Origin of the sequence: Caproicibacterium lactatifermentans (assembly GCF_013315815.1) — a bacterium.
GTDB classification, from domain to species: Bacteria; Bacillota; Clostridia; order Oscillospirales; family Acutalibacteraceae; genus Caproicibacterium; species Caproicibacterium lactatifermentans.
Genome location: NZ_CP046051.1, coordinates 973501 through 996491, shown reverse-complemented (window position 1 = coordinate 996491; position 22991 = coordinate 973501). Strand labels below are relative to the sequence as shown.

The 22991-nt window shown below is 51.3% G+C and carries 21 protein-coding genes; 5 read left to right on the top strand and 16 right to left on the bottom strand.

Annotated features, from left to right (window positions below; translation table 11 throughout):
- Positions 1 to 8: 8 nt before the first annotated feature.
- The 3 genes from GJQ69_RS04830 to GJQ69_RS04820 all read right to left on the bottom strand — a co-directional run bounded on the left by GJQ69_RS04830 (position 9) and on the right by GJQ69_RS04820 (position 2023).
- A complete protein-coding gene (locus tag GJQ69_RS04830) occupies positions 9 to 473 on the bottom strand; it encodes a 2-thiouracil desulfurase family protein (RefSeq protein ID WP_174193118.1) in 465 nt (154 codons plus the stop codon).
- A gap of 71 nt (positions 474 to 544) precedes the next feature.
- A complete protein-coding gene (locus tag GJQ69_RS04825; RefSeq protein ID WP_174193116.1) occupies positions 545 to 1783 on the bottom strand; it encodes a FeoB small GTPase domain-containing protein in 1239 nt (412 codons plus the stop codon).
- Positions 1784 to 1786: 3 nt separating this feature from the next.
- Positions 1787 to 2023, bottom strand: a complete 237-nt coding sequence (locus GJQ69_RS04820; RefSeq protein ID WP_174193114.1) for a FeoA family protein — start codon at positions 2021 to 2023, stop codon at positions 1787 to 1789.
- Between the two features lie 159 nt (positions 2024 to 2182).
- Between GJQ69_RS04820 and GJQ69_RS04815 the strand changes: the two genes are divergently transcribed.
- Positions 2183 to 2725, top strand: coding sequence for a flavodoxin family protein (locus tag GJQ69_RS04815; protein ID WP_174193112.1), 543 nt, complete (start codon positions 2183 to 2185; stop codon positions 2723 to 2725).
- 70 nt (positions 2726 to 2795) lie between these two features.
- Here GJQ69_RS04815 and rdgB read toward each other — a convergent pair whose 3' ends face one another.
- The 13 genes from rdgB to infC form a co-directional block, all read right to left on the bottom strand.
- Positions 2796 to 3392 carry an RdgB/HAM1 family non-canonical purine NTP pyrophosphatase gene (rdgB, locus tag GJQ69_RS04810; protein WP_086035815.1) on the bottom strand — a complete coding sequence of 199 codons (597 nt, stop codon included), beginning with the start codon at positions 3390 to 3392 and terminating at the stop codon, positions 2796 to 2798.
- Position 3393: 1 nt separating this feature from the next.
- Positions 3394 to 4341 (bottom strand): signal recognition particle-docking protein FtsY, encoded by a 948-nt coding sequence (gene ftsY, locus GJQ69_RS04805; RefSeq protein WP_174193110.1) that lies wholly within the window; start codon positions 4339 to 4341, stop codon positions 3394 to 3396.
- A gap of 84 nt (positions 4342 to 4425) precedes the next feature.
- Complete coding sequence (smc, locus tag GJQ69_RS04800) at positions 4426 to 8007, bottom strand: chromosome segregation protein SMC (protein ID WP_174193108.1); 3582 nt, start codon at positions 8005 to 8007, stop codon at positions 4426 to 4428.
- Complete coding sequence (locus GJQ69_RS04795; RefSeq protein WP_086035818.1) at positions 7973 to 9022, bottom strand: elongator complex protein 3; 1050 nt, start codon at positions 9020 to 9022, stop codon at positions 7973 to 7975. The genes smc and GJQ69_RS04795 overlap by 35 nt, the downstream gene beginning before the upstream one ends.
- Complete coding sequence (rnc, locus tag GJQ69_RS04790) at positions 9019 to 9705, bottom strand: ribonuclease III (RefSeq protein WP_086035819.1); 687 nt, start codon at positions 9703 to 9705, stop codon at positions 9019 to 9021. The genes GJQ69_RS04795 and rnc overlap by 4 nt, the downstream gene beginning before the upstream one ends.
- Complete coding sequence (plsX, locus tag GJQ69_RS04785) at positions 9702 to 10730, bottom strand: phosphate acyltransferase PlsX (protein ID WP_086035820.1); 1029 nt, start codon at positions 10728 to 10730, stop codon at positions 9702 to 9704. Before plsX ends, rnc begins: the two co-directional genes overlap by 4 nt.
- A gap of 51 nt (positions 10731 to 10781) precedes the next feature.
- Positions 10782 to 12116 carry a methylenetetrahydrofolate--tRNA-(uracil(54)-C(5))-methyltransferase (FADH(2)-oxidizing) TrmFO gene (gene trmFO, locus GJQ69_RS04780; protein ID WP_086035821.1) on the bottom strand — a complete coding sequence of 445 codons (1335 nt, stop codon included), beginning with the start codon at positions 12114 to 12116 and terminating at the stop codon, positions 10782 to 10784.
- Between the two features lie 8 nt (positions 12117 to 12124).
- Entirely contained in the window at positions 12125 to 14269 is a 2145-nt protein-coding gene (topA, locus tag GJQ69_RS04775) for a type I DNA topoisomerase (RefSeq protein WP_086035822.1), read from the bottom strand.
- Between the two features lie 202 nt (positions 14270 to 14471).
- Positions 14472 to 15611 (bottom strand): DNA-processing protein DprA, encoded by a 1140-nt coding sequence (gene dprA, locus GJQ69_RS04770; RefSeq protein WP_086035823.1) that lies wholly within the window; start codon positions 15609 to 15611, stop codon positions 14472 to 14474.
- The gene (locus GJQ69_RS04765; protein WP_086035824.1) at positions 15604 to 16425 is read right to left on the bottom strand and encodes a TrmH family RNA methyltransferase; all 822 of its coding nucleotides are present in this window, start codon (positions 16423 to 16425) and stop codon (positions 15604 to 15606) included. The genes dprA and GJQ69_RS04765 overlap by 8 nt, the downstream gene beginning before the upstream one ends.
- Positions 16426 to 16501: 76 nt before the next feature.
- Complete coding sequence (gene rplT, locus GJQ69_RS04760) at positions 16502 to 16855, bottom strand: 50S ribosomal protein L20 (RefSeq protein WP_086035825.1); 354 nt, start codon at positions 16853 to 16855, stop codon at positions 16502 to 16504.
- 56 nt (positions 16856 to 16911) lie between these two features.
- Positions 16912 to 17115 (bottom strand): 50S ribosomal protein L35, encoded by a 204-nt coding sequence (gene rpmI, locus GJQ69_RS04755; protein WP_086035826.1) that lies wholly within the window; start codon positions 17113 to 17115, stop codon positions 16912 to 16914.
- Between the two features lie 38 nt (positions 17116 to 17153).
- On the bottom strand, positions 17154 to 17756 hold the full coding sequence (gene infC / locus GJQ69_RS04750) for a translation initiation factor IF-3 (protein WP_236849740.1): 603 nt from the start codon (positions 17754 to 17756) through the stop codon (positions 17154 to 17156).
- A 509-nt stretch (positions 17757 to 18265) separates the two neighbouring features.
- Between infC and GJQ69_RS04745 the strand changes: the two genes are divergently transcribed.
- From GJQ69_RS04745 to GJQ69_RS04730, 4 genes are read left to right on the top strand one after another with little or no spacing between them, the layout of a single operon-like run.
- Positions 18266 to 20206 (top strand): aconitate hydratase, encoded by a 1941-nt coding sequence (locus GJQ69_RS04745; RefSeq protein ID WP_086035827.1) that lies wholly within the window; start codon positions 18266 to 18268, stop codon positions 20204 to 20206.
- Positions 20203 to 20946, top strand: a complete 744-nt coding sequence (locus GJQ69_RS04740; RefSeq protein ID WP_086035828.1) for a TraX family protein — start codon at positions 20203 to 20205, stop codon at positions 20944 to 20946. Before GJQ69_RS04745 ends, GJQ69_RS04740 begins: the two co-directional genes overlap by 4 nt.
- Before the next feature lie 48 nt (positions 20947 to 20994).
- Complete coding sequence (locus GJQ69_RS04735) at positions 20995 to 22209, top strand: NADP-dependent isocitrate dehydrogenase (RefSeq protein ID WP_086035829.1); 1215 nt, start codon at positions 20995 to 20997, stop codon at positions 22207 to 22209.
- Between the two features lie 60 nt (positions 22210 to 22269).
- On the top strand, positions 22270 to 22944 hold the full coding sequence (locus GJQ69_RS04730) for a redox-sensing transcriptional repressor Rex (RefSeq protein ID WP_086035830.1): 675 nt from the start codon (positions 22270 to 22272) through the stop codon (positions 22942 to 22944).
- The last annotated feature ends 47 nt before the right edge of the window (positions 22945 to 22991 follow it).

The following is a 22991-nucleotide window of genomic DNA, read 5'->3' as shown; positions in this document are numbered from 1 at the left end:
TTTGTCTATTATAACACAGTTTGTCTGCTTTCAGCTGCCGCCTTTTTCAGTAGTTTTTTGGCTTGGCTTTCGCCAAAAATTCGGACGCCATTCTTTGCCAGCAATTCCGCTGTGACACCGCTGCCTGCTACCAAACACCCTGAAAAGGAGCCGTCATATATTTGGCCAAATCCACACGACGGACTGCGTTCTTTCAGGACTGCATACGGGCAGTGATACAAATGCACGATTTTCAGCGCTTCCTCCGCACCGCGCTGATAAGCGGCAGTTACATCTTTGCCATTTTTACAGATGACTTGTGTTCCTTGCCTTTCGGCTGGACTGCGCGGTGTAGGCATTCCGCAGTAAATTTCCGGACAAAATGGCACCATATGGAAACGCTGCATCAATTCTGGCAAGCAGGAAAGCGTTTTCCCACCGCCGTCGTATCGGCAGCAAAGTCCGGTAAGGCAGGAACTGATAAGAATATTCATTTTGTATTCTCCTTATTTTCTCGTCGTCATTTATCATTCCATATGGCAAAAAGCCGCATACTTTTCCGCTGTCACATGGTTAGTGCCTGCTTGCCGCAGGCATGTGCCCGCTGGAAGCAGTGGTCCAAGTTAAAGGCGACCCGTGGCAGATAGCCGAAATCCTCCAATAGCGTAAAGCATGGGAAAAAGATTGCCATCGGCGGCAGCATGACACTGATAACCCATGCCAGCGTGCGGTATACCCCCAGAATCAGCGGCTTCATAAGCCACATGGGTGCCCCCGCATGCAGCAGCGCATTCCACAAAACATTCTGCAGGGAGAAAAGTCCAGCTGACAGGAGTTCTGAAGGATAGTTGGCTCCGGTAATGGTCAGCCAAAGCACCGCCGCCAGCAAAAGGAGCATAATAGGAATGCCGGTTCTGCGGCTGGTAAGAATGCGGTCCAGCTTTTGGTCACGTTCGGCCGCCGAACAGACCGTGCGTGTGACACATTTTTGATAAATTTTTTCCGCTCGGCTGACCAGCACAGCAGTAATCTGGTCCCGCAGTGTGTCACTGGAAAAGCCGTTCTGATGCAGATGGGACTTTACAGTATGCAGTGTCTGCTGAAGTTTCTGGTCCTGCAGAAGCTGGGGGCAGAAACGATGCAGACTTTCTGCAAAGCTTTTGTCGCTATCCAGCAGCCGCAGCGCCAGCCAGCGGGCACAGCAGTCCGGACAATGTTGCTGAACAAGCGGTAGCAGTTGAGCAACCACCTGTTCTATCTGGGGAGAATATTCCATGTGCATGGCTTCCCGCGGAGAAAGTGTATCCAGTGCATCTTCCAGCACAGAAAGACCACCGCTGCGGGCACTGACGCCTACAACCGGCGCGCCACCCAATTCACTGGAAAGCTGTTCTAGGTCGATATGGATATGCTTCTTTTCCGCTTCGTCCATTAGATTTACACATACGACTACGTTTCCGGTGATTTCCAGCGTCTGCAGGACAAGATTCAGGTTTCGTTCCAAACAAGTCGCGTCACAGACCACAACCGCGGCCCTGGCTCCGCCAAAGCACAAAAAGTCACGCGCAACAGTTTCTTCTGCAGAATGTGCAAACAACGAATAGGTTCCTGGAAGATCCACAAGCGTGTATTGCCGGCCACGGTACGAAAACTGTCCATGTGCGCTTTCCACTGTTTTTCCCGGCCAGTTACCCGTGTGCTGGTGCAGACCGGTCAATGCATTAAAAACTGTGCTCTTTCCGACATTGGGGTTGCCGGCCAGTGCAATGGTTTCGGTTTCGGCGGAGACGGTATCCGTGCGCATCGCCTATACCCCGGCCAGCAGCACATGCGCGGCGTCCCCCCTGCGCAGCGCAATGACCGCCCCTCGTATTGCGTAAGCTGTTGGGTCACCGGAAGGTGCCCGCAGTACACAGGACACCTGTGTACCTTCAATCAGCCCAATATCCTGTAATCGGCGGCGCATGGAACCGGTTGCCGTCAATGTGGCAACCTTTCCAGTCTGCCCCTGCGCCAGCGCGGTCAGCGGTGTTGTATTCAACATGAGCAGTTCCTCCTTTTTGTTCTCCTACCAGTATAGCAATTTTTGTTCCTCTGGTGCATCATTTTACAAGTCGGCTGTATTGGAAACCGTCCAAGTTGTTTTCCTCCGCAGAAAGTGCTAAAATGGCAGCCAGACAAATACAGAAAGGAAGTTTATTACATGAAAGTTGTTGCCGTATTGGGCAGTGCAAACGAAAATGGTTCTTCTTCCTCACTGGCAAGGGAGGTCCTCCGTGGAGCAAAAGCCGCCGGACATGAAACCATTGTCTATCAGCTGGACAAGATGAACGTACACGGCTGTCAGGGCTGTGGCTTCTGCCGCAAAAACCAGAAGGACTGCCGGATTCAGGACGACCTGACCGCCTACTGGAAGGACCTACACCAGTGCGGTGCGCTGATTTTAAGCAGCCCGAACTACTATTCGCAGGTGACCGGACCGATGATTACCTTTATGAACCGGCACTACTGCTTGACAGACGAAAAAGGCATCTGCCGCCTTCACCCCGGCATTAAGCTGGTAGGTGTGTTTGCACAGGGCAACACCGATGAAAAAGCCTATCTGGCACAATACAACTGGTTTTTGGGCATCTTCCGCAGCAAGGGTATGGTGCTGACCGATACCCTGATTTGTGCCGGCGAACAGAAGCTGACAGTGGACAGCCCGCTGATGAAAAAGGCTTTTGCCACAGGCAGAGCACTATAAAGATATATTGACGGAACACTTGATAAAAGCCGCTGACAGAATTTCTGCCAGCGGCTTTTGCTGTCCCACATTAAATATCTTTTAAATGTTTCGCACAGTATGCCTGTAGGTCTTTCTGAAATAAGCGTAGCGCATTTCCACGGTGACTGACCGCGTCTTTTTGTTCGGCATTCATCTGGGCAAAGGAACGCTCTCCGACCAAAAACACGGGGTCATAGCCAAAGCCATCGTTCCCCTGCGGTGCAAAAGCAATGGAACCTTCGCACTCACCGCGGGAAGTAATGATGTCACCGTTGGGAAAAACGCAGCAGATAACGCAGACAAACTTCGCCAACCGGTCCGGCTGCGGCACATTCCGCAGCGCGTTCAACAGTTTTACAATACGGTCCGCGTCCGTCGCGTATTCGCCGGCATAACGTGCCGAGTGAATGCCCGGCTGGCCGTTCAGTTCATGGACACACAAGCCGGAATCATCCGCAACGGCGGGTTTTCCGGTAAATCGGCAGGCGGAAGCCGCCTTGAGAAACGCATTTTCCTCAAAAGTTGTACCGTTTTCTTCTACTTCCGGCAGGCCATCCGGAACGGAAATGTCAATGCCAAGCGGTGCAAGCATTCTGGAAAATTCGTGCACTTTATTTTGATTATGTGTGGCAAGCACAAACTGCATATCAGCGCTCCTCCTTTTCCAGTTCTTCCATTTCGGCCGGGTCACGTTCAAACAGGGCACGGGCAAAGTCATCTGCGTCAAATGGCTGCAGGTCGTCCAGCTGTTCCCCTACGCCGACAAACTTAACTGGAATGTCCAGCGCATCCTTAATAGCAAGCACAACACCGCCCTTTGCGGTGCCATCCAATTTCGTTAAAACAATACCGGTAATGCCGGCGGCATTTTTAAATTCCCGTGCTTGATTGACGCCATTCTGACCGGTTGTTGCGTCCAGCACCAGCAGAACCTCTTTGTCTGCATCCGGCAGTTCCCTATCTATGACACGGTTGATTTTTGCCAGCTCGTCCATTAGGTTCTTTTTGGTGTGCAGGCGACCAGCCGTGTCACAGATAATGACATCGTTGCCGCGGGATTTGGCGGCAGAAATGGTGTCAAATACAACGGCTGCCGGGTCACTGCCTTCACTTTGTGAAACCATATCACAGCCAGCGCGGTCCGCCCAAACCTGCAGTTGCTCGATTGCAGCTGCGCGGAAGGTATCCGCTGCTGCCAAGATAACCTTTTTCCCCTGTTTCTGCAGCAGAGCAGCCATCTTGCCGATGGTTGTAGTCTTGCCAACACCGTTGACGCCAATCACCAAAATGACTGACGGCTTTGTGGAAATGTGCAGTTCTTCTCCTCCCTGCAGCATTTCCGCTACCGTTTCACGCAGAAGGTCAAAAATGGCATTTGGGTCCTTGATGCCGCGTTCCTTTACTTTGCCGCGCAGGATATCACAGATATGCTCCGCTGTAGAAACACCGACATCGCCCATAACGAGCAGTTCCTCTAACTCCTCAAACAGGTCCTCATCAATGCGCGTAAAAGAGTGCAGCATACGGTGCAGAGAATCGCTCATGTTCCGGCGGGTTTTTTTTAGCCCAGCCTTAATTTTTAAAAACAGCCCCATGGAATGGCTCCTTCCCATAGAATTTACTTTTTATGATTATTCCGTTACACCACAAATATTCTATTTGCCGAAAACCGGGCAGTGTTACTCCTCATGGTCATGATTAAATGCCACAATTTCGTTTGGATGCAGCACCAGCACCTGACTGATACCTTCATCCTGCATGGTGACACCATACAGGGTATCCGCTTCTTCCATACAGCCCCGCCGGTGAGTAATAACGATGAACTGCGTATTTTGGGACATACGGCGAAGATAAGCCGCAAATCGGGAAACATTGACATCGTCCAGTGCCGCATCAATCTCGTCCAGCATACAAAACGGCGGCGGAGAAACTTTCATAATGGCAAAATACAGTGCAATTGCAACCAAAGCCTTTTCTCCGCCGGAAAGGCTTTCCAAATGGGAAACAATTTTTCCGGGCGGTTGTACCGTAATATCAATTCCAGAAGTAAGAATATCGTCTGGATTAGAAAGTTCCAAGCTGGCGGTTCCACCGCCAAAAAGCTCCCGAAATGTTTCTGTAAAGTTGCGCCGTATCTGTGAAAAACGCAGTGTAAACTGCTCCTGCATTTGGTGAGTTAGGTCCCGTATCAGCTGCCGCAGCTCGTCCCTGCTTTTTTCAACGTCCTCGATTTGTACGGAAAGAAATTCGTACCGTTTGCTGACTTCTTTATATTCTTCAATAGCTGCCACATTGACCGTTCCCAACGCGCGTATCAGGCCTTTCAGCTCATTTAAACGGCGCTGTGCCTGCGGCATATCCGCCTCCTGCAGCAACGGCGTACTTTTCTGTGCCTCCCGGCGTGTCAGTTCATACTCATCCCATAATTTGGCAGCAAGGCCGTCATACTGTCTCTGCAAATTTGTCCGGCGTTCTTCCAGTCGGGTAAGCTCGTGGCCAATGGTTTCTTTTTCATCGCTTTTGTTCCGCTGCTGCTGACGCAATCGTGTATCCTGCTGCTCCAGCTGCATACGGTGCTGGTTAATCTGTTCTATCATGCTGCTGCCCGCAGCAGCCTCTTTGTGCAGGTGGACAGCGGCTTCCCGTGCCGTGGCTGCTTTTTGCTGAGCCGAAACAATTAACGCTTTTTGTTCTCTGATTTCCATCTGCAGTGTGTCTGCCTGAGAGGTGCTCTCCTGTTGACGGATTTCTAACTGCTGCAGGGCTTCCTGCAGATTTTCACGGTCTTTGCGTACGGACAGCAGCTGCAGCCGCAGCTGCTGTAACTGAGCCGTACAGGATTCACTCTGCTGTTCCAAACTGCTGCAGCTGTCGGTCAATTCCTTTGCTTTTTGCCGCAAAGCCGCCATCTGTTCCGCAAAGAGGGACGACTGTTTTCTGGCCTCAGCCTGTTTTTGCTTTTGGTCCGACAGACGCTGTGAAACAGTTGCCTGTTCTGCCTTTAGTGAACATATGTCTTTCTGTACATTGGAAATATCTTTTTCAAGCTGTGTACAGTTTGCTTTCATGCGAATACAGTCTTCTTGCCGAGCAGCTAGGCCAGAGCGCAGCGCAGAAAGTTCTGCTTCCGCTGCGGCGTCCTTTTTCATGCAGTTTTGATATGCAGCCGCCGCCTTTTCTGCCTCGGCTGTCTGGGCCTGCGCTTTTTCACGCGTGCGCGCAATTTCACTGCGGCGGCTTAAAAGGCCGGAATTGCGTGCAAGGCTGCCGCCAGTCAGAGAGCCGCCGGTATTGACAACCTGCCCGTCCAGTGTAACCACACGGAACCGGTAATGAAACCGGCGTGCAATCTCCACGGCAGCGTCCAAATCCCGTGCGACCGCAATTCGGCCGAGCAGATTTTCCCTTACACCACGGTAGGTTGGCTCACTGGTACACAATTCACTGGCAACACCGACAAATCCCTCGCAGTCCTTAAGACTTAGTTCCTGCAGCACACGGCTGCGAAGATTACCAAGCGGTAAAAAGGTAGCACGGCCGGCATCCCGGTGCTTTAGCATGCGGATAGCATCTTTGGCATTCTGCTCCGTCTGCACAACAATGTGCTGCATGGAAGCACCCAGAGCGGTTTCCAGTGCAACTGTATACGCTGGCGGCACTGTAATCAGCCGGGAAACAGGGCCACAAATACCGGAAATCGTTCCCCGGGCAGAGGCCTGCATAATAACTTTTACACTCCTGCTGAAGCCCTCCATATTTTGTTCCAGCGATTCCAGCAAAGATGCGCGGCGGATACTTTCACGGGCATCTATCTGCAGACGGTCTGCTTTTTGTTTCTGGTTTTCGGTTTGTCGGCGGTGCTGCTGCAGCTGCTGGGTCCACTGTTGTTCAGAAATACGCATGTCCTGTATGCGTGCCTGCATATCCGCCAATGTTTGGCTGCTGTCCTTTCGAGAGTCCTGCAGCTTATTGAAAAGTTCCTCTTTGCCGCTGATTGTACTGGCCGCGTGAGAAACACGGACAGCAATTTCAGACATGGCAGAAGCGGCAGTCATTTCCGCTACCTTGCTTTCTGTTGCATGGGAAGCAAGCTGAGAAAGCTGCTGGGAAATGTCTTCAGCATCTGCAGAACTTGCACGAATCTTTGCACGCAGGGATTCCAGCTTTTTATTTACATCATCTTCTGACTGTAAAAGCTGTGTCTCCTGCTGATTCTGTTCCGTGATTTTTGCCGCTTTTTCAGCCGCTTCCTGCTGTAGATGTTCCCTGCCCTGTGACGCTGCGGCAAGCTCAGTCTCCAACCGGCCAACGGTTTCTCTCCCATGGCGCACGTCACTATCCAGCACTGCCGCTTCGCTGTCCTTTTGTGCAGCCGCTTCTTCTTTGCTACTGCTCTGTTGACGGACCTCATCAATCTGTGCTGCACAGCCGGTAATTTTCTGAAAGTTCTGCTCTGCCGCCCGATCCAGCGCGTTCAGCTCTTTTTCTGCTTTCTCCTGCTGCGTGCGAGCAAGCATAATTTTATCGTCATGAGTATGTAGCGCCTTATCGGACTGGTCCATCTGGCGCAGCCAAAACGCTATCTGCAAATCTTTCTTCTCATTTGAGTAGGTAACAAATTTCTGTGCCTTTTCGCTCTGTTCCTTTAATGGGTCCACACGGCCCTTCAGCTCTGCCAGAATATCGTTGAGCCGCACCAAATTATCCTCTGCTGCGCTCAGCTGGCGTTCGCTGTCTTCTTTACGGTAACGACAGCGGGAAATGCCCGCTGCTTCCTCAAAAATTTCACGCCGGTCCTCGCTTTTGGCAGAAACAATCGCATCTATTTTTCCCTGTCCAATAATCGAATAGCCGTCTCGACCAAGGCCAGTGTCCATAAACAGTTCGTTGATATCTTTCAGACGCATGGCCACATGGTTTAACAGGTACTCACTTTCACCGCTGCGGTAGTACCGCCGAGTAACCGCAACTTCATCTTTATCAAAAGCAAGGGCACGGTCCGTATTGTCAATGTTGAGTGTAACTTCGGCATACCCCTGCGCTTTTCGCTGCGGCGTGCCGTTAAAAATGACGTCCTCCATTTTGGTGCAGCGCAGAGTTCGGACGTTCTGTTCCCCCAGCACCCAGCGAACGGCATCGCTGAGGTTGCTTTTTCCGCTTCCATTCGGTCCAACAACCGCCGTAATACCATTTTGCAGCTGCAGGACTGTTTTGTCCGGAAAAGTCTTAAAGCCCTGAATTTCCAAGGAACGGATGCGCATACGTACAAGTCTCCTTTATCAAAATCGGGCCGGCGCTACCGGACAGGCAAAAGTTCTTGCCCGCAGTAACGCTAACCCGGTACCCCAGACGTTCCAAAGCAGAAAGATTCGCTTTTTTCTGTCCCTTTGCCTGCGAAAGATACCTTGCCGGCACGGTGAATTGATAATCACCGGCAGGCTGCCCGCGCAGAACTTCCTGCATACGCAAAAGCCAGCGGCGGCTTTCGCACAATTCACGAAATGCCGGGTGCCACGGTCCCGCTAGGCGGTCTTTTTCCAGCTCCGGTGAGGCGTGCAGTCCCAGCCGGATAACCTGAATTTTCCGCTCTTCAAAATACTGGAGCAGGCCTGTACATAAATCGACCGCTTCTTCCAGTGTCTGCGGCGTGTACTGCCCCTTTTGGTACCACTCGGCCATCTGTGTATGCGGCAGTACAATTGCCGGATAGATACGCACATCTTCTGCACCAAGTGCCGCAAAGCACCGAGCTGTATGCCAAGCGCCTGCAGGCGTATCGCCGGGTAGGCCGGTCATCATCTGCAGACCCAGCCGAATGCCGCGGGCCTTAATACGGTGGGAAGCATCTGCCACTTGCTCTACCGTATGGCCGCGGCCATTTTTTTGCAGGACCGCATTATCCATGCTTTGTGCACCCAGCTCTATGGTAGTGACACCATACGAGCAAAGTTCATCCAGAATGGCTTCATCCACAGCGTCCGGCCGGGTAGAAAGACGGATACCGGCAAAACGGCCGCTGCGTACATACGGCGCCGCCGCCTCCAAAAGGCTGCGGCGATATGTGCCTTCCACTGCAGTAAAACTGCCACCGAAAAATGCAATCTCCGCTTTGGCCGCAGCAGGCCCCAGAGAAGACAGAGCTGTTTCGGCAGCGTCTTGTACATCCTGCGGAGAGGGCAGCAAGGTTTTGCCGGTAATCAGCCGCTGGTCACAAAAACTGCAGCGGTGCGGGCAACCAACGTGCGGCACAAAGATAGCTACATTTGCGTGTTTCAATAGCCCATCAGTTCCAGTGCTTCCCGTGCCGCCTGCTGCTCCGCATCCTTTTTGGTGTGGCCGCCGCCCTTACCGATAACATTGCTGTTCAAGTGGACTTCCACCGTAAAATGCTTATCATGGTCAGGGCCGCTTTCACCGGTGAGGACATAGGTTAGCTTTTCGCCGGGGTTATGTTGAATGATTTCCTGCAGCTTTGTTTTATAGTCATGGAATGGTGCCTTGCTGTGCAGAGTTTTTAGGACCGGCAGCGTGAAACGCAGAATAAAGTCCTTTGCCTTAGAAAAACCGCCGTCCAAATAAATAGCAGCCGTGATGGACTCAAAGGCATCCGCCTGAATAGATGTGCGGGTACGGCCGCCGCTGTTCTGCTCGCCGTGGCTCAAACGCAGGTAAGCGCCCACGTCCATCTCCTTGGAAAAATCACAGCACGCCTGTTCACACACCAAAGCCGCGCGGGTTTTGGTCAGGCGGCCCTCCGGCCATTCCGGAAAATTGCGGTACAAATAATCCGCTACAACAAAGCCCAAAATACTGTCGCCCAAAAATTCCAGCCGTTCATTGCTGCCGCCGGGCGCGTGCGTTTCATTGGCAAAAGACGAGTGCGTCAGGGCATTCAGCAAAAGCTGTTTGTCTTGAAACGTATATCCCAGATTTTTTTCCAAACCGGACAGGTCCTTCATTCTGCCGTCCCCGCTTTCTGCTCTGCTTCCTTTTGCTGATAAGCTGCAACGCTCTTTGCAATTTCGTCAGGCACATTGCCCTCTACATAGGATTTTGTCAAACGCAGCGCATTATACAGTGTCTTTGCCGTAGCACTGCCGTGCGCCTTAAAGACGGGTTTCGCACAGCCCAACAGCGGCGCGCCGCCGTATTCATTATAATCCATTCGTTTTTTCAATGCTTTCAAGTCACCCAGCACCATAGAAGCCGCCAGCTTGTTTTTCATGTTTTTCGTCAATACACCCTTAAACAGGCCAAGGACCATCATGGAAACACCCTCAAAAGATTTGAGAAACACATTGCCGGAAAAGCCGTCCGCAACCAGAACATTGGCTACACCGTCCGGCACATCACGGGCTTCCACATTGCCAATGAAGTTGAGCGGGCTGTCCTTTAACAGAGCAAAAGCTCCGTGCTGCAGCTCGCCGCCCTTGTGCTCCTCTGTACCGACGTTTAATAAGCCGACACGCGGGCTTTCCACCTGCATCACACGCTTCATATATATGGAGCCCATAATGCCGAACTGCTTGAGCATTTCCGGTTTACAGTCCACATTGGCACCGGCATCTACCAGCATGAAAAATCCCTTTTTGCAGGGAATGACCGGCGCGAATGCAATTCGTTTTACGCCCTTAATACGCTTTACCAAAAAAGTAGCGCCAGCAGTAACGGCACCGCTGTTTCCAGCGGTGACAAAAGCATCGCCATTCCCTTTTGCCAGCAGCTGCAAGCCAACTGCCATGGAGGAATTTTTACCGGAACGCAGAATTTCCGTTCCAGCAGCGTTCATGTTCATCACATCCGGGCAGTCCACAATTTCCATGTGGTCCAGTGAAACGGTATTTTCACGAGCAACATGCGCAATGGTATCCTTGCGGCCGGTCAGGATAATGTCTACCCCCAGCTGTTGCACCGCCTGCGCACAGCCTTTTATAATCTCCAGCGGTGCATTGTCGCCGCCGAACGCGTCTACAATTATTTTCATATGAATTTTGCTGCCTCCTGTCCGATATTCAAAAAGCGGTCGGTCCCGCACTTAAATTTCTTCTGTTGGAGCACTCCAGCCGTTCTCCTGCTGAAAGGTCTGTAAATCCTGCAGGGCACGCTGCGAAATAGCCGCATAACGTTCCCGTTTGTCCCGAATGTGCGGTTCTATCGGCGGCATGACGCCGAAATTGGCACCCATCGGCTGATAGTCCCCTTCTCCGCCGAACTGCACCCAGCGGGCCAGCGCACCCGTCATGGTCGTTTTTGGCGGCGTCAGCAGCGGCAAACCCTGCTGCAGCCGCAGTGCGTTTCTTCCCGCCAGCAAGCCGGAAGAAGCTGACTCCATGTATCCCTCCACGCCGGTCATTTGGCCGGCGAAAAACAGGCGCGGTTCCTTTCGCAGCTGAAACGTGCTGTCCAGCACTTTGGGTGCATTTAAAAAGGTGTTGCGGTGCATAACGCCATAGCGGACAAACTCCGCATGAGAAAGGCCCGGAATCAGGCCAAACACACGTTTCTGCTCGCCAAACTTTAGGTTTGTTTGAAAGCCCACCAAATTAAACAGCGTTCCGGCAGCATCCTCCCGGCGAAGCTGCACAACGGCCCACGGCCGGTGTCCGGTATGTGGGTCCCGCAGGCCAACCGGCTTTAAGGGACCAAAGCGGATGGTGTCCGGTCCGCGCTGGGCCATAACCTCCACTGGCATACAGCCCTCATACACTTTGGGGTCCTGTACATCGCACCCATGCAGCGGCGCGCGCTCCGCGTGGAGCAGTTCCGTGTAGAATGTTTCATACTCTTCTTTATTCATGGGACAGTTCAGGTAGTCCTCACCGCTACCCTTATTGTATCGGGATGCCGCAAAAATACGGCTGCGGTCCAAACTTTCCGCTGTGACAATCGGTGCAGCGGCATCATAAAAGCGCAGGCATCCACCGCACAGACGGTCAATCTGGGCAGCCAGCGCCTCACTGGTCAAAGGGCCGGTGGCAACCACAACAATGCCATCTTTGGGGATTTCTGTACATTCTTTCTGTACACAGTGGATATGCGGATTGCTGCGGATTTTTTCCGTTACCATTGTCGAAAACTGCGCGCGGTCTACAGCCAGCGCGCCGCCAGCCGGTACACGCGTATGCCGGGCACACGACACCAATAGTGAGCCCATACGGTACATTTCCTCTTTCAGCAAGCCAGCGGCACTGTCTATGCGCTCCGCCTTTAAAGAATTGGAACAAATCAGTTCTGCAAAATTGGGGCTTTGATGGGCTGGCGTATACTTCTGCGGCTTCATCTCCACAAGCTGCACTTCACCGCCATTTTGCGCAATCTGCCACGCAGCCTCACATCCAGCAAGCCCCGCACCAATCACCGTTATTTCCATAGGATTCCTCACGCTTTTGTTTCCTCTTCCGGTGCCTGCTGCTCTTCATCTGAAAAATCGTCGCCGAGATGTTCATAACCACAGTCCGGCGTGACGCAGTAGTAGCGCGGGTTCTTGCCTTTTTTACGCAGCAGTGTTTTGCCGCAGCGCGGGCAAAGTTTCTCTGTCGGCTCATCCCATGAAACGAAGTCACACTTGGGATAGTTTTCACAGCCATAAAAGATGCGGCCTTTTTTGGTATGCTTGATGACAACATCACCGCCGCATTTGGGGCATTTGGCACCGTTTTTCTCTACATATTTTTTGATGTTTTTACATTCTGGATAGCCGGGGCAGGCAATAAATTTTCCATAGCGGCCCGTTTTGATAACCATGCGGCGGCCGCACTTTTCACAGATGATGTCTGTTTCATCCTCTTTCAGATGAATTTTGACATCCTTCATTTCCTCTTTTGCTTTTTTCAGTGCCTCAGCAAAATCGTCATAAAAATCATGTACGGCCTGCACCCATTCAACTTTGCCGTTCTGCACTTCATCCAGTTCGTTTTCCACCTGTGCCGTAAACTTAACATTTACCACCTTGGGGAAGCGTTCCTTCATCAGTTTGGTGACCACTTCGCCCAGTTCTGTGGGTTTCAATGCCTTGCCTTCCCGCACAACATATTCACGGTTCAAAATGGTACTAATGGTAGTAGCATAGGTACTAGGACGGCCAATTCCGTTTTCTTCCAGCGCCTTGATTAAGCTTGCTTCGGTATAGCGCGCCGGCGGCTGGGTAAAGTGCTGGTTCCCTGTGATTTCCTTGCAGCGCAGCGGCATATCCTTTTCCAGCGGAGGCAGCAGACCGCTGCTTTCCTTTTCGCCGTCATCTTTTCTCTCTTCGTACAAAACGGTATAGCCATCAAAGGTGACGGTATAGCCGCTCGCTTTAAACAGGTACTTGTCACCGGCAGTGATTTCGGCCCGTGTGGTGGCCTGCAGGCAGTTGCTCATCTGGCAGGCAAGGAAGCGCTCCCAAATAAGTTTGTACAGCTTATACTGGTCGTTGGAAAGGCTGCTCTTGATTTTTTCCGGGTCAAGGCTGGGAACGGTCGGGCGAATGGCTTCATGGCCGTCCTGTGCATTGGCCTTTGCCTTATAGTGGCGCGGCTTATCGGGCAGGTACTTGTCCCCCCAGCGCTCTTGAATGTACGCAGAGGCCGCCTGAATCGCATCCTCACTCAGGCGCAGAGAATCCGTACGCATATAAGTAATCAGGCCAACAGCCCCCATGCCCTCAATTTCAATGCCTTCGTATAGTTCCTGCGCGGCTGCCATGGTACGGCGGGCCGTAAAACCAAGCCGGCGGCTGGCTTCCTGCTGCAGTGTAGAAGTAATGAACGGCGGTGCCGGACTTTTGCGGCGTGTACCCTTCTTGATGCTTGTAACCACATAGTCCGCATCTTTCAGTTCGTCGAGGATAGCGTCTGCTTGTTCCTTGTTTTCGATTTTTAATTTGCCTTTTTGTCCGGCAAGGCCATACAGGCTGGCAATGAACTGCCGGCGGGACGTTCCCTTTGCCGGGACAAACTTGCCGTCAATGCTCCAATATTCTTCTGGCTTGAATGCTTTGATTTCCTCTTCACGGTCTACAATGATGCGTACGGCCACGCTCTGCACACGGCCACCAGAAAGGCCGCGGCGTATTTTTTGGGACAGGAAGGGGCTGAGTTTGTATCCCACCAGCCGGTCCAAAATGCGGCGGGCCTGCTGTGCGTTGACCAAGTCCATATCAATGGTACGCGGATTTTCCATACCATTCTTGATACCGGTGTGGGTAATTTCGTTAAAAGTAACACGGTTGGTGTCATTTACGTCCAAACCGAGGATATAAGCAAGATGCCACGAAATGGCTTCTCCTTCGCGGTCAGGGTCCGTTGCCAGCAGTACACTGTCGCTTTTGGCAGCTTTCTTTTTCAGGTCCTCCACCAGTTTTTCTTTACCCTTGATAATGGAATACTGGGGTTTAAAATTATCATTTACTTTGACACTCAGGCGGCTTTTTGGCAGGTCCCTGACATGTCCCATAGAAGCGACGACTGTATAGCCATCACCTAAATATTTCTGAATGGTCTTTGCTTTTGCGGGTGACTCCACAATAACAAGCTTTGACACAGGAACACCTCATTTCACGGTATTTGACAGACCGAATGGCATAACACAAAGCAAAATGTCCGTATTTTTCCCTGCTGCCTCCGGTACAACAATTCATTGTACCCAAAGTGCTGTAAAAATGCAATGTTTTATTCGGCAGGAAGGGGACAATTTTCTGTAAAAATATAGATTTATCATAGTATTTATTCCATTATAGGATTTTCTACATGGCAGCATACCGCTGGCCCGCGCTGGCCTGTGCAAGACCAGCAAGCTCCAACTCCGTTGCAGCAGACAGAAGTTTTCCCGGCTGCATACCAGTACAGGCACAAAGTTCATCGATGGGCTTTGGCTGTGCCGAAAGGACCTGGTATAATGTTCGTGCTTCCTGCGAAAGTTTCGGCGGCGGTTCTCTTTTGGGCAGCTGTTTCGGTTCTGGAATAGGCTCCGGAAAAACATTAACACCTGGGTCCTGCGGGATGCGAATTCGATATTTTCCCTCATAACAACGCAGGACATCCAGCGCACAGGTTGCCGGTGCACAGCCCTGCTGCAAAAGGGCATTGGTTCCTCTTGCCTTTGGATTCTGTACGCTGCCCGGAACCGCAAAGACGTCTCGTCCCTGGTCACCTGCACAATCGGCAGTAATCATCGCACCGCTTTTAATAGGAGCTTCTATGACAACCGTGGCAGCACACAAACCGGAAATAATCCGGTTACGAATAGGAAAATTGGAAGCCATCGGCTGTGTACCGGGCGGATATTCGGACACCAGCGCACCATCCACCGCAACCGCTTCCCGCAGGGAAGCATTCGTTAACAGATAGTCCGTATCAATGCCGCAGCCCAGCACACAAATACTGCGGCCGCCGGCTTCAACCGCGCCGCGGTGTGCCTGTGTATCAATCCCCAATGCACCGCCGCTGACGACAATTACACCGGCTTTCGCAAGCTCATAAGACATGGTGTGCGCAATGCTGCACCCACTGTGGGTAGCCTTGCGGGTACCCACCATAGCAATAGACAGCATGAAGTCAACCGGCGGCAGCGTTCCCTTCACATACAGCACGCAGGGATAATTGTGTATTTCCCGCAGGCACTGCGGATAAGCACCCATATCTGGTGTCAGCACACGCTGTCCCAGCTTCTCTGCATACTCCAGCTGTGCCTGTGCCTGCTCCAGCGAAAAGCTCTGCAGACGCAGAATTTCCCGTTTCGTAAAATAACCATCCAGCCGCCAGCCTTCAGTACCAGCACGATAAAAATCTTCAATAGAAGCATACGTTTCAAAAATACGGCGGTGTTTGGAAGCACCGGGACCAAGTCCATGCTGCAGCCAAATCCACCACGCACGCTCATCCATTGTTCCGCCCCCTGCCACGCATCATTTCCCACATTAAAATGGACGCACTGGCGGAAGCGTTCAGTGACTCCGCTCTGCCAAGCATGGGAATGGTCACTCGGCGGCTGCAGGCAGCCACTGTTTCCGGCAAAAGGCCATTTCCTTCGTTGCCGACAGCCATAATGACCGGTACGGAAAAATCCACTTTAGTCACTTTTTCTGCATTGGTATCCGGCACTGCTGCCATTGTCTGCCAGCCGGCCTGATGAAACAGCGGGGCTGCAGCCGCAAAGGAAGAAAAATGCACCAGCGGCAAGCGAAACGCTGCACCCATGCCGCCGCGCAGAGCTTTCGGAGAAAAGGGATCACAGCATTGTCCACACAGCAAAACACAGTTAATACCGAGGGCCTCTGCTGTACGCAGCACGGTACCCAGATTGGCAGGGTCCTGCAGCTGTTCCAATGCTAAACAAGCCCCTGCAGCTGGGCGATGCAGAAAACTTTCCGGTGTGGTATCGGCTGTATTTGGGAACGCACAAACACAGAAAATCTCCTGGCTGTTTCGAGTATCAGCTAACAGCTGTGCAACGGACGGTTCCAGAAGATATTCCTTTCCTGCCGTATGCTGTCGGATGGTATCTAGGTACTGTGGATATTTCTGCAGTGCTTTCTGTGTGTAAAAAAAGGAGCGGATAGAAATGCCGCTTTCGGCAGCATCCGCGCACAGACGGGCCCCCTCACACAAAAAAGCCTGTTGTTTCCGGCGTGCTGACGCACTGCGCAGGGCTGCCACGGCACGAACCGTTTCGTTGCGGCGGCTGGTAATATGTTCCATATTTTTCCCTCCTTATGCCATACAAACGGGTAAAAAATATGCGTCCGGTTTTTCCCCGGACGCAAAAAAGATTTCTTTACAGTGCTGCCTTTGCCTGTGCAACAAGTCCCTTAAATGCTGCTTCGTCGCTGATAGCAATTTCAGAAAGCATCTTGCGGTTCAGGGTAACACCGGCTTTTTTCAGGCCATTCATGAAAGTGGAATAGGTCATGCCGTCAGCACGGCAGGCTGCGGATATACGAGTAATCCACAGACGGCGGAAGTCACGCTTACGGGCTTTACGACCAGCAAAAGCATAGTTGCCGGACTTCATGAGGGCTTCTTTAGCCATCTTAAAGTGACGGCTCTTGCTGCCCCAGTAGCCTTTAGCCAGTTTCAGAACTTTCTTTCTTCTTTTACGCGTAGCGAGTGCGCCTTTAACTCTTGCCATTTTATTATACCTCCAAATACGTGGAAATCATCAGTTTACCAAAGCAGAACGGAAGCTTATTTGTAAGGAATCAGGCGCTTCACGTGTGCTGTGTTGGTCTTGTCAGCTACGCAGGTGCCGCGCATGCTGCGCTTATACTTTGCACCCTTGTCATGACCGTTCAGAAAGTGGCCCATGTTTGCGTGGGCACGGATGACTTTTCCGTTTTTAGAGAGTTTGAAGCGCTTCTTTGCGCCGGAATGCGTTTTGATCTTAGGCATAATAAGGATCCTCCTTAATTTTCCAGGGTAATTCCCTTTTACTCAGCTTTTTTTGCCTTACCAGCAAACTTTTTCGCGGCATTTTCAGCAGGCTTAGCACCAGGACGGGCAACCGGCCGAACAGCAAGGAACATCAGCATATTACGGCCTTCTAACTTTGCGGGCTTTTCAACAACAGCGTATTCGTTCAGCGCTTCGGCGAATTTTTTCATAATGGTATAGCCCTGCTCCGGATGGCCCATTTCACGGCCACGGAAGCGAATGGAAGCCTTTACTTTGTTACCCTCTTTTAAGAAACGGATAGCATGATTCAGCTTGGTTTCAAAGTCATGGGTGTCGATATTTAAAGACAGGCGTACCTCTTTAATTTCGACAATATGCTGATTTTTACGTGATTCTTTTTCCCGCTTTGCCTGTTCAAAGCGGTATTTTCCGTAGTCAATTACCTTGCAGACAGGTGGTTTTGCCTGTGGGGCAATTTTGACCAGATCCAGATCTTTGGAGTAGGCCAGCTGCCGCGCCTGTGCGGCCGGCATAATACCCAGCTGATGGCCCTCCGCGTCTACTACACGGACCTCCCGGTCACGGATATCATCATTGATCTGCAGTTCCCTGTTGCTAATTGTTAAGCACCTCCACAAAAAGTTTGTCAGAATAAACAACGCGCAAGCAGAAATTTCCGCCCGCGCGCAACACAACAATCCCCAAAAGGTTAGGATCATAATATTGACCCAAGACGGACGGCACCGCTTAGGTGTGGGCATAACTACCCCGCTTTGTTTTGACTGTATTATTATAACACAACGGCGCAGTTTGTCAAGCCCTACTTCCGCTTTTTCTATCAACGCGTACATATATGTATTTTTCGCAATATCTGCATAAAAATTCCATTTGATGGTTCTATTCTTTGTGAATGGATTGACAAGCAGACGCTTTTTGTGGATAATAGAAAGCAGTATTTGTTGCTTTCATCCGGTATAACGCACATGACAAAACTAAAGATTTGTCCTGCTGCACTTTTTGCGGCCATGCTGCCTGTACATTTTCATCTATTCTATCTATCCATATATATTATAAAGGGTTAAGGGTTATAGAATAGAAAAAATAGGCAGCCAGAAAAGGGTGCAGCAGCAAAGGGGGATTTTTACACATGGGTCTGACCATTGCACAAAAAATCATTAAAAGTCATCTGGTGTCCGGCAACATGACTGTCAGCAGCGACATCGGGCTACATATTGACCAGACACTGACACAGGACGCAACCGGAACCATGGCATATCTGGAATTTGAGGCAATGGGGATTGACCGCGTCAAAACCGAAAAAAGTGTTGCCTATATTGACCACAATACCCTGCAAACCGGTTTTGAAAACGCGGATGACCATCGCTTTATTCAGACAACCGCCCAAAAACACGGCATCTGGTTTTCACGCCCGGGCAACGGTATTTGTCACCAGGTACACTTGGAACGCTTTGGTGTCCCCGGAAAAACACTGATTGGCTCGGACAGCCACACCCCCACCGGCGGCGGCATTGGCATGCTGGCCATTGGTGCCGGCGGATTGGACGTAGCGGTCGCCATGGGTGGCGGTGCCTATCATATCAATATGCCAAAAATGCTGCGCGTCAATCTGACCGGAAAACTGCCCGCATGGGTCAGCGCCAAGGATATTATTCTGAAAGTGCTGCAGGTCCTGACCGTAAAAGGCGGCGTTGGCAAAATTGTAGAATATGCCGGTGAGGGCGTTTCCACCCTAACCGTTCCGGAACGTGCAACCATTACAAATATGGGTGCAGAACTGGGTGCTACCACCAGCATCTTCCCCAGCGATGAAGTGACACGTGAATTTTTGGCGGCACAAGGCCGTGATGCGGACTGGAAGCCACTTGCCTCGGATCCGGACGCTGTGTATGATGAGGAGATTACGATTGACCTCTCCTCCCTGGAACCAATGGCAGCCTGCCCACACAGTCCGGACAACGTGCGCACTGTGCGCGAACTGGCCGGCATGAAAATTGACCAGGTCTGCATCGGCTCCTGCACCAATTCTTCCTATCTGGATATGATGCGTGTTGCTTCTATATTAAAAGGAAAAACCGTTGCGAACAACGTGAGTCTTGCGATTGCTCCCGGCAGCAAGCAGGTCTACAATATGCTGGCAAAGAACGGCGCGCTGGGCGACATCATCGGCGCGGGCGCACGCGTACTGGAGTGTGCCTGCGGACCGTGCATTGGCATGGGGCAGTCCCCCAACAGTGCTGGAATTTCCCTGCGTACATTCAACCGCAATTTTGAAGGCCGCAGCGGTACGAAAGACGGCCAGATTTATCTGGTCAGCCCGGAAACCGCGGCAGCCAGTGCTCTGGCCGGCGTGATGACGGACCCGCGGACACTCGGTGCGGAAAATGCCATTGCACTGCCAAAGACATTCCTCATTAACGACAATATGGTTATTGCCCCTGCTTCTCCGGAAGAAGCAAAAAATGTGGAAGTTCTGCGTGGACCAAACATCAAGCCGTTTCCGTCTACCACAGCGCTGGCACCTTCTATAGAGGCCAAGGCACTGCTGAAAGTCGGCGACAATATTACAACTGACCATATTATGCCGGCCGGTGCAAAAATTCTTCCTTATCGCAGCAATATTCCGCGTCTGTCTGATTTCTGCTTTACGGTATGTGACCCAGATTTTCCGGAGCGTGCCCGCAAGTATAAAAAGGGCATTATCGTCGGCGGACATAACTATGGCCAGGGTTCCTCCCGTGAACACGCCGCTTTGGTTCCCCTGTACCTCGGCATTAAGGCAGTACTGGTCAAGAGCTTTGCCCGCATCCACTGTGCTAACCTCGTGAATGCCGGAATTGTGCCGCTGGTGTTTCAGAACCAGAACGATTACGACCAGATAGACCAGATGGACGAGCTTTCTCTGCCGAATATCCGCGCCGAGTTGGAAAGCGGCCTGCCCGTAACGGTAAAGAATGAAACCAAAGGATTTGCTTTCCACGCGGACTCCCCTCTGACGGACCGCCAGAGGAAGATGATTCTGGCCGGTGGCCTGCTTAACTATACGAAAGCAAAACATCATTCTGTATGAATGTACAGAAATCGTATTCCCAGCGCGGCGGCCTTTCTGCCAGCACCATCAAGTGGTTTGCTGTTTTTTGTATGGCCATTGACCATATTGCGTGGGCCTTTGTCCCAACGTTTTCTGCTGTGGGAATTGTCATGCACGCTTTCGGCCGCATTACGGCCCCGTGTATGTGCTTTTTTCTGACGGAAGGATATGTTCATACGCATGACATTCGCCGTTATCTGCTGCGAATGGGCATTTTTGCGTTGCTCTCGTGGCCGTGCTTTGTGTTCTTTGAGCGTGGCCCCGGCATATGGGCGCTGGAGCCCGGCATGATTTGGTCACTGTTCTTTTCCCTGCTGGCCATTACAGCCGTTGACCGGCTGAAGGGACCTGTCCCTAAAATGCTGGCTGTCGCAGGCTGTATGCTGGCTACCCTAGTGGGCGACTGGCCTTTGTTCTGTGTTGCCTTTACACTGGTATTTTGGCTGGAACGCGGGCAGTTTTACAGGCAGGCAGCCGGCTTTGCCGCAGCCGCTGTATTGATGGCGCTCTTTTATGCCAGTGATAACGCCACACAGGCGGTTTCACCGCGCTGGTTTTTTCTACAGCTCTGCGTACTGCTGGCTCTGTTCCCGCTTTCCCGTTACAACGGAACCCGCGGCGATGAGCGGCACCCGAAATGCAGCAAATGGGGATTTTACATTTTTTACCCGGCACATCTTTTCCTGCTGGGTATCCTTCGGTACTTTGTATTTGTATAAATGATAAGAAGTGAAAAGACAGACACAGCATCTGCCCGGGAGGTACTTATGGAAAAAATCCAGATGAAAACGCCGCTGGTCGAAATGGACGGCGATGAAATGACCCGCATCCTGTGGAAACTGATTAAACAGATTCTTTTGGAACCATATATTGACCTAAAAACTGATTATTACGACCTTGGCCTGAAGCATCGCGACGAAACAGAAGATAAGGTAACGGTGGACGCCGCAGAAGCTACTAAAAAATACGGTGTCGGCGTAAAGTGTGCCACCATTACCCCGAACTCTGCCCGTATGAAAGAATACAATCTGCACCAGATGTGGAAAAGCCCAAACGGTACCATTCGGGCAATTCTGGATGGCACTGTGTTCCGCGCACCGGTTTTGGTAAAAGGTGTAACGCCATTTATTCCAACCTGGAAAAGGCCCATCACGATTGCACGTCATGCCTATGGTGACCTATACAAGAATGTGGAGCTATCCGTTCCGGCCGGTGCCAAAGCAGAACTGGTTGTAACCGATAAAGACGGCAAAGAAACACGCCGGACCATTCACGACTTTGACGGCGCCGGTATCGTACAGGGACTGCATAATTTGGACGGGTCTATTGCTTCCTTTGCGCAGGCGTGCTTTAACTATGCACTTGCTACACATCAGGACCTGTGGTTCGCTGCAAAAGATACCATCTCTAAAATTTATGACCATCGCTTCAAGGACATTTTCCAGGAAATTTATGAGAAAGAATATCAGAAGAAATTTGAAAAAGCGGGCATCACCTATTTCTATACATTGATCGATGATGCTGTGGCACGTGTCATCCGCAGTAACGGCGGCTTCATCTGGGCCTGCAAAAACTATGACGGCGACGTAATGAGCGACATGGTCGCTACTGCTTTTGGCAGCCTTGCCATGATGACCAGCGTGCTGGTTTCCCCCACCGGTGAATATGAGTATGAAGCAGCACACGGCACGGTACAGCGTCACTATTATAAATATTTGAAAGGTGAACCGACCAGCACCAACAGCATTGCTACCCTGTTTGCATGGACAGGTGCCCTGCGCAAGCGCGGTGAGCTGGACTGTCTGCCGAACCTGATGAGTTTTGCCGGCAAACTGGAAAAGGCCGCTATACAGACGATTGAAGACGGTATTATGACCGGCGATATGTATCGGCTTTCTACCCTGCGCAACAAGAAAAAGGTTGGCACAGAGGAATTCCTTCAGGAAATCAATGTCCATCTGCAGGAATTGCTGCAGGCATAATGAAACAGAACTTTTATTTTTGACGACTGCGGCCGTCTGCGGAAAGAAGGTGTATGCAATATGCCAAAGCGTTCTAAAATTTCTATGTCTGTTATCCGACGTCTCCCGCGGTATTATCGCTTTTTGAACCAGTTGGACCAGGACGGCGTAACTCGTATTTCTTCAACAGAGCTATCCGCTCGGCTCGGTTTGACCGCCTCACAGATTCGTCAGGACCTGAACTGCTTCGGTGGCTTTGGACAGCAGGGCTATGGCTATATGGTGCACCAGCTCGCCGGAGAGATAGGCCACATTCTGGGGGTAGAACATCGCTACCGTACAGTGATTTTCGGTGCCGGCAATATCGGGCACGCCATTGCTGCCCAGATGGACTTTGGAGAACTCGGATTTCAGTTGATTGGTATCTTTGATAATGACCCGCAGAAAATAGGCACTGTACTTCACGGCATAGAAGTAATGGACCTTGTTTGGTTCCAGGATTTCTACAAGAAGTATGTGCCGGAAATGGCCGCACTGTGTATTCCCCGTTCTGCCATAGAGGAAACCGTCAGCTTTCTGTACGGTCTGGGAATTCGCAATTACTGGAATTTCAGTCACTACGATATTTCCATGAAATATCCGGATGCTGTGGTGGAAAATGTTCACCTGAACGACAGTCTGCTGACACTGTGCTATGAAATCAGCCATCATGACAAAGCGAAAAAGCCCGTAGCATTGCTAAAGCACGAAAAATAACAAAAATAAAGCATAAGGAAACGGCCGGTACAGAGGAAAATTCTTCT

Excerpts from the sequence above, each read along its gene's own strand:
- GJQ69_RS04830 (WP_174193118.1), bottom strand. The coding sequence starts at position 473 with ATGAATATTCTTATCAGTTCCTGCCTTACCGGACTTTGCTGCCGATAC.
- GJQ69_RS04740 (WP_086035828.1), top strand. The coding sequence starts at position 20,203 with ATGAATGTACAGAAATCGTATTCCCAGCGCGGCGGCCTTTCTGCCAGC.
- GJQ69_RS04745 (WP_086035827.1), top strand. The coding sequence starts at position 18,266 with ATGGGTCTGACCATTGCACAAAAAATCATTAAAAGTCATCTGGTGTCC.
- GJQ69_RS04825 (WP_174193116.1), bottom strand. The coding sequence starts at position 1,783 with ATGCGCACGGATACCGTCTCCGCCGAAACCGAAACCATTGCACTGGCC.
- rdgB (WP_086035815.1), bottom strand. The coding sequence starts at position 3,392 with ATGCAGTTTGTGCTTGCCACACATAATCAAAATAAAGTGCACGAATTT.
- dprA (WP_086035823.1), bottom strand. The coding sequence starts at position 15,611 with ATGGATGAGCGTGCGTGGTGGATTTGGCTGCAGCATGGACTTGGTCCC.
- GJQ69_RS04730 (WP_086035830.1), top strand. The coding sequence starts at position 22,270 with ATGCCAAAGCGTTCTAAAATTTCTATGTCTGTTATCCGACGTCTCCCG.
- plsX (WP_086035820.1), bottom strand. The coding sequence starts at position 10,730 with ATGAAAATAATTGTAGACGCGTTCGGCGGCGACAATGCACCGCTGGAG.
- rplT (WP_086035825.1), bottom strand. The coding sequence starts at position 16,855 with ATGGCAAGAGTTAAAGGCGCACTCGCTACGCGTAAAAGAAGAAAGAAA.
- trmFO (WP_086035821.1), bottom strand. The coding sequence starts at position 12,116 with ATGGAAATAACGGTGATTGGTGCGGGGCTTGCTGGATGTGAGGCTGCG.
- GJQ69_RS04820 (WP_174193114.1), bottom strand. The coding sequence starts at position 2,023 with ATGTTGAATACAACACCGCTGACCGCGCTGGCGCAGGGGCAGACTGGA.
- GJQ69_RS04765 (WP_086035824.1), bottom strand. The coding sequence starts at position 16,425 with ATGGAACATATTACCAGCCGCCGCAACGAAACGGTTCGTGCCGTGGCA.
- rnc (WP_086035819.1), bottom strand. The coding sequence starts at position 9,705 with ATGAAGGACCTGTCCGGTTTGGAAAAAAATCTGGGATATACGTTTCAA.
- ftsY (WP_174193110.1), bottom strand. The coding sequence starts at position 4,341 with ATGGGGCTGTTTTTAAAAATTAAGGCTGGGCTAAAAAAAACCCGCCGG.
- GJQ69_RS04735 (WP_086035829.1), top strand. The coding sequence starts at position 20,995 with ATGGAAAAAATCCAGATGAAAACGCCGCTGGTCGAAATGGACGGCGAT.
- GJQ69_RS04815 (WP_174193112.1), top strand. The coding sequence starts at position 2,183 with ATGAAAGTTGTTGCCGTATTGGGCAGTGCAAACGAAAATGGTTCTTCT.
- smc (WP_174193108.1), bottom strand. The coding sequence starts at position 8,007 with ATGCGCATCCGTTCCTTGGAAATTCAGGGCTTTAAGACTTTTCCGGAC.
- rpmI (WP_086035826.1), bottom strand. The coding sequence starts at position 17,115 with ATGCCTAAGATCAAAACGCATTCCGGCGCAAAGAAGCGCTTCAAACTC.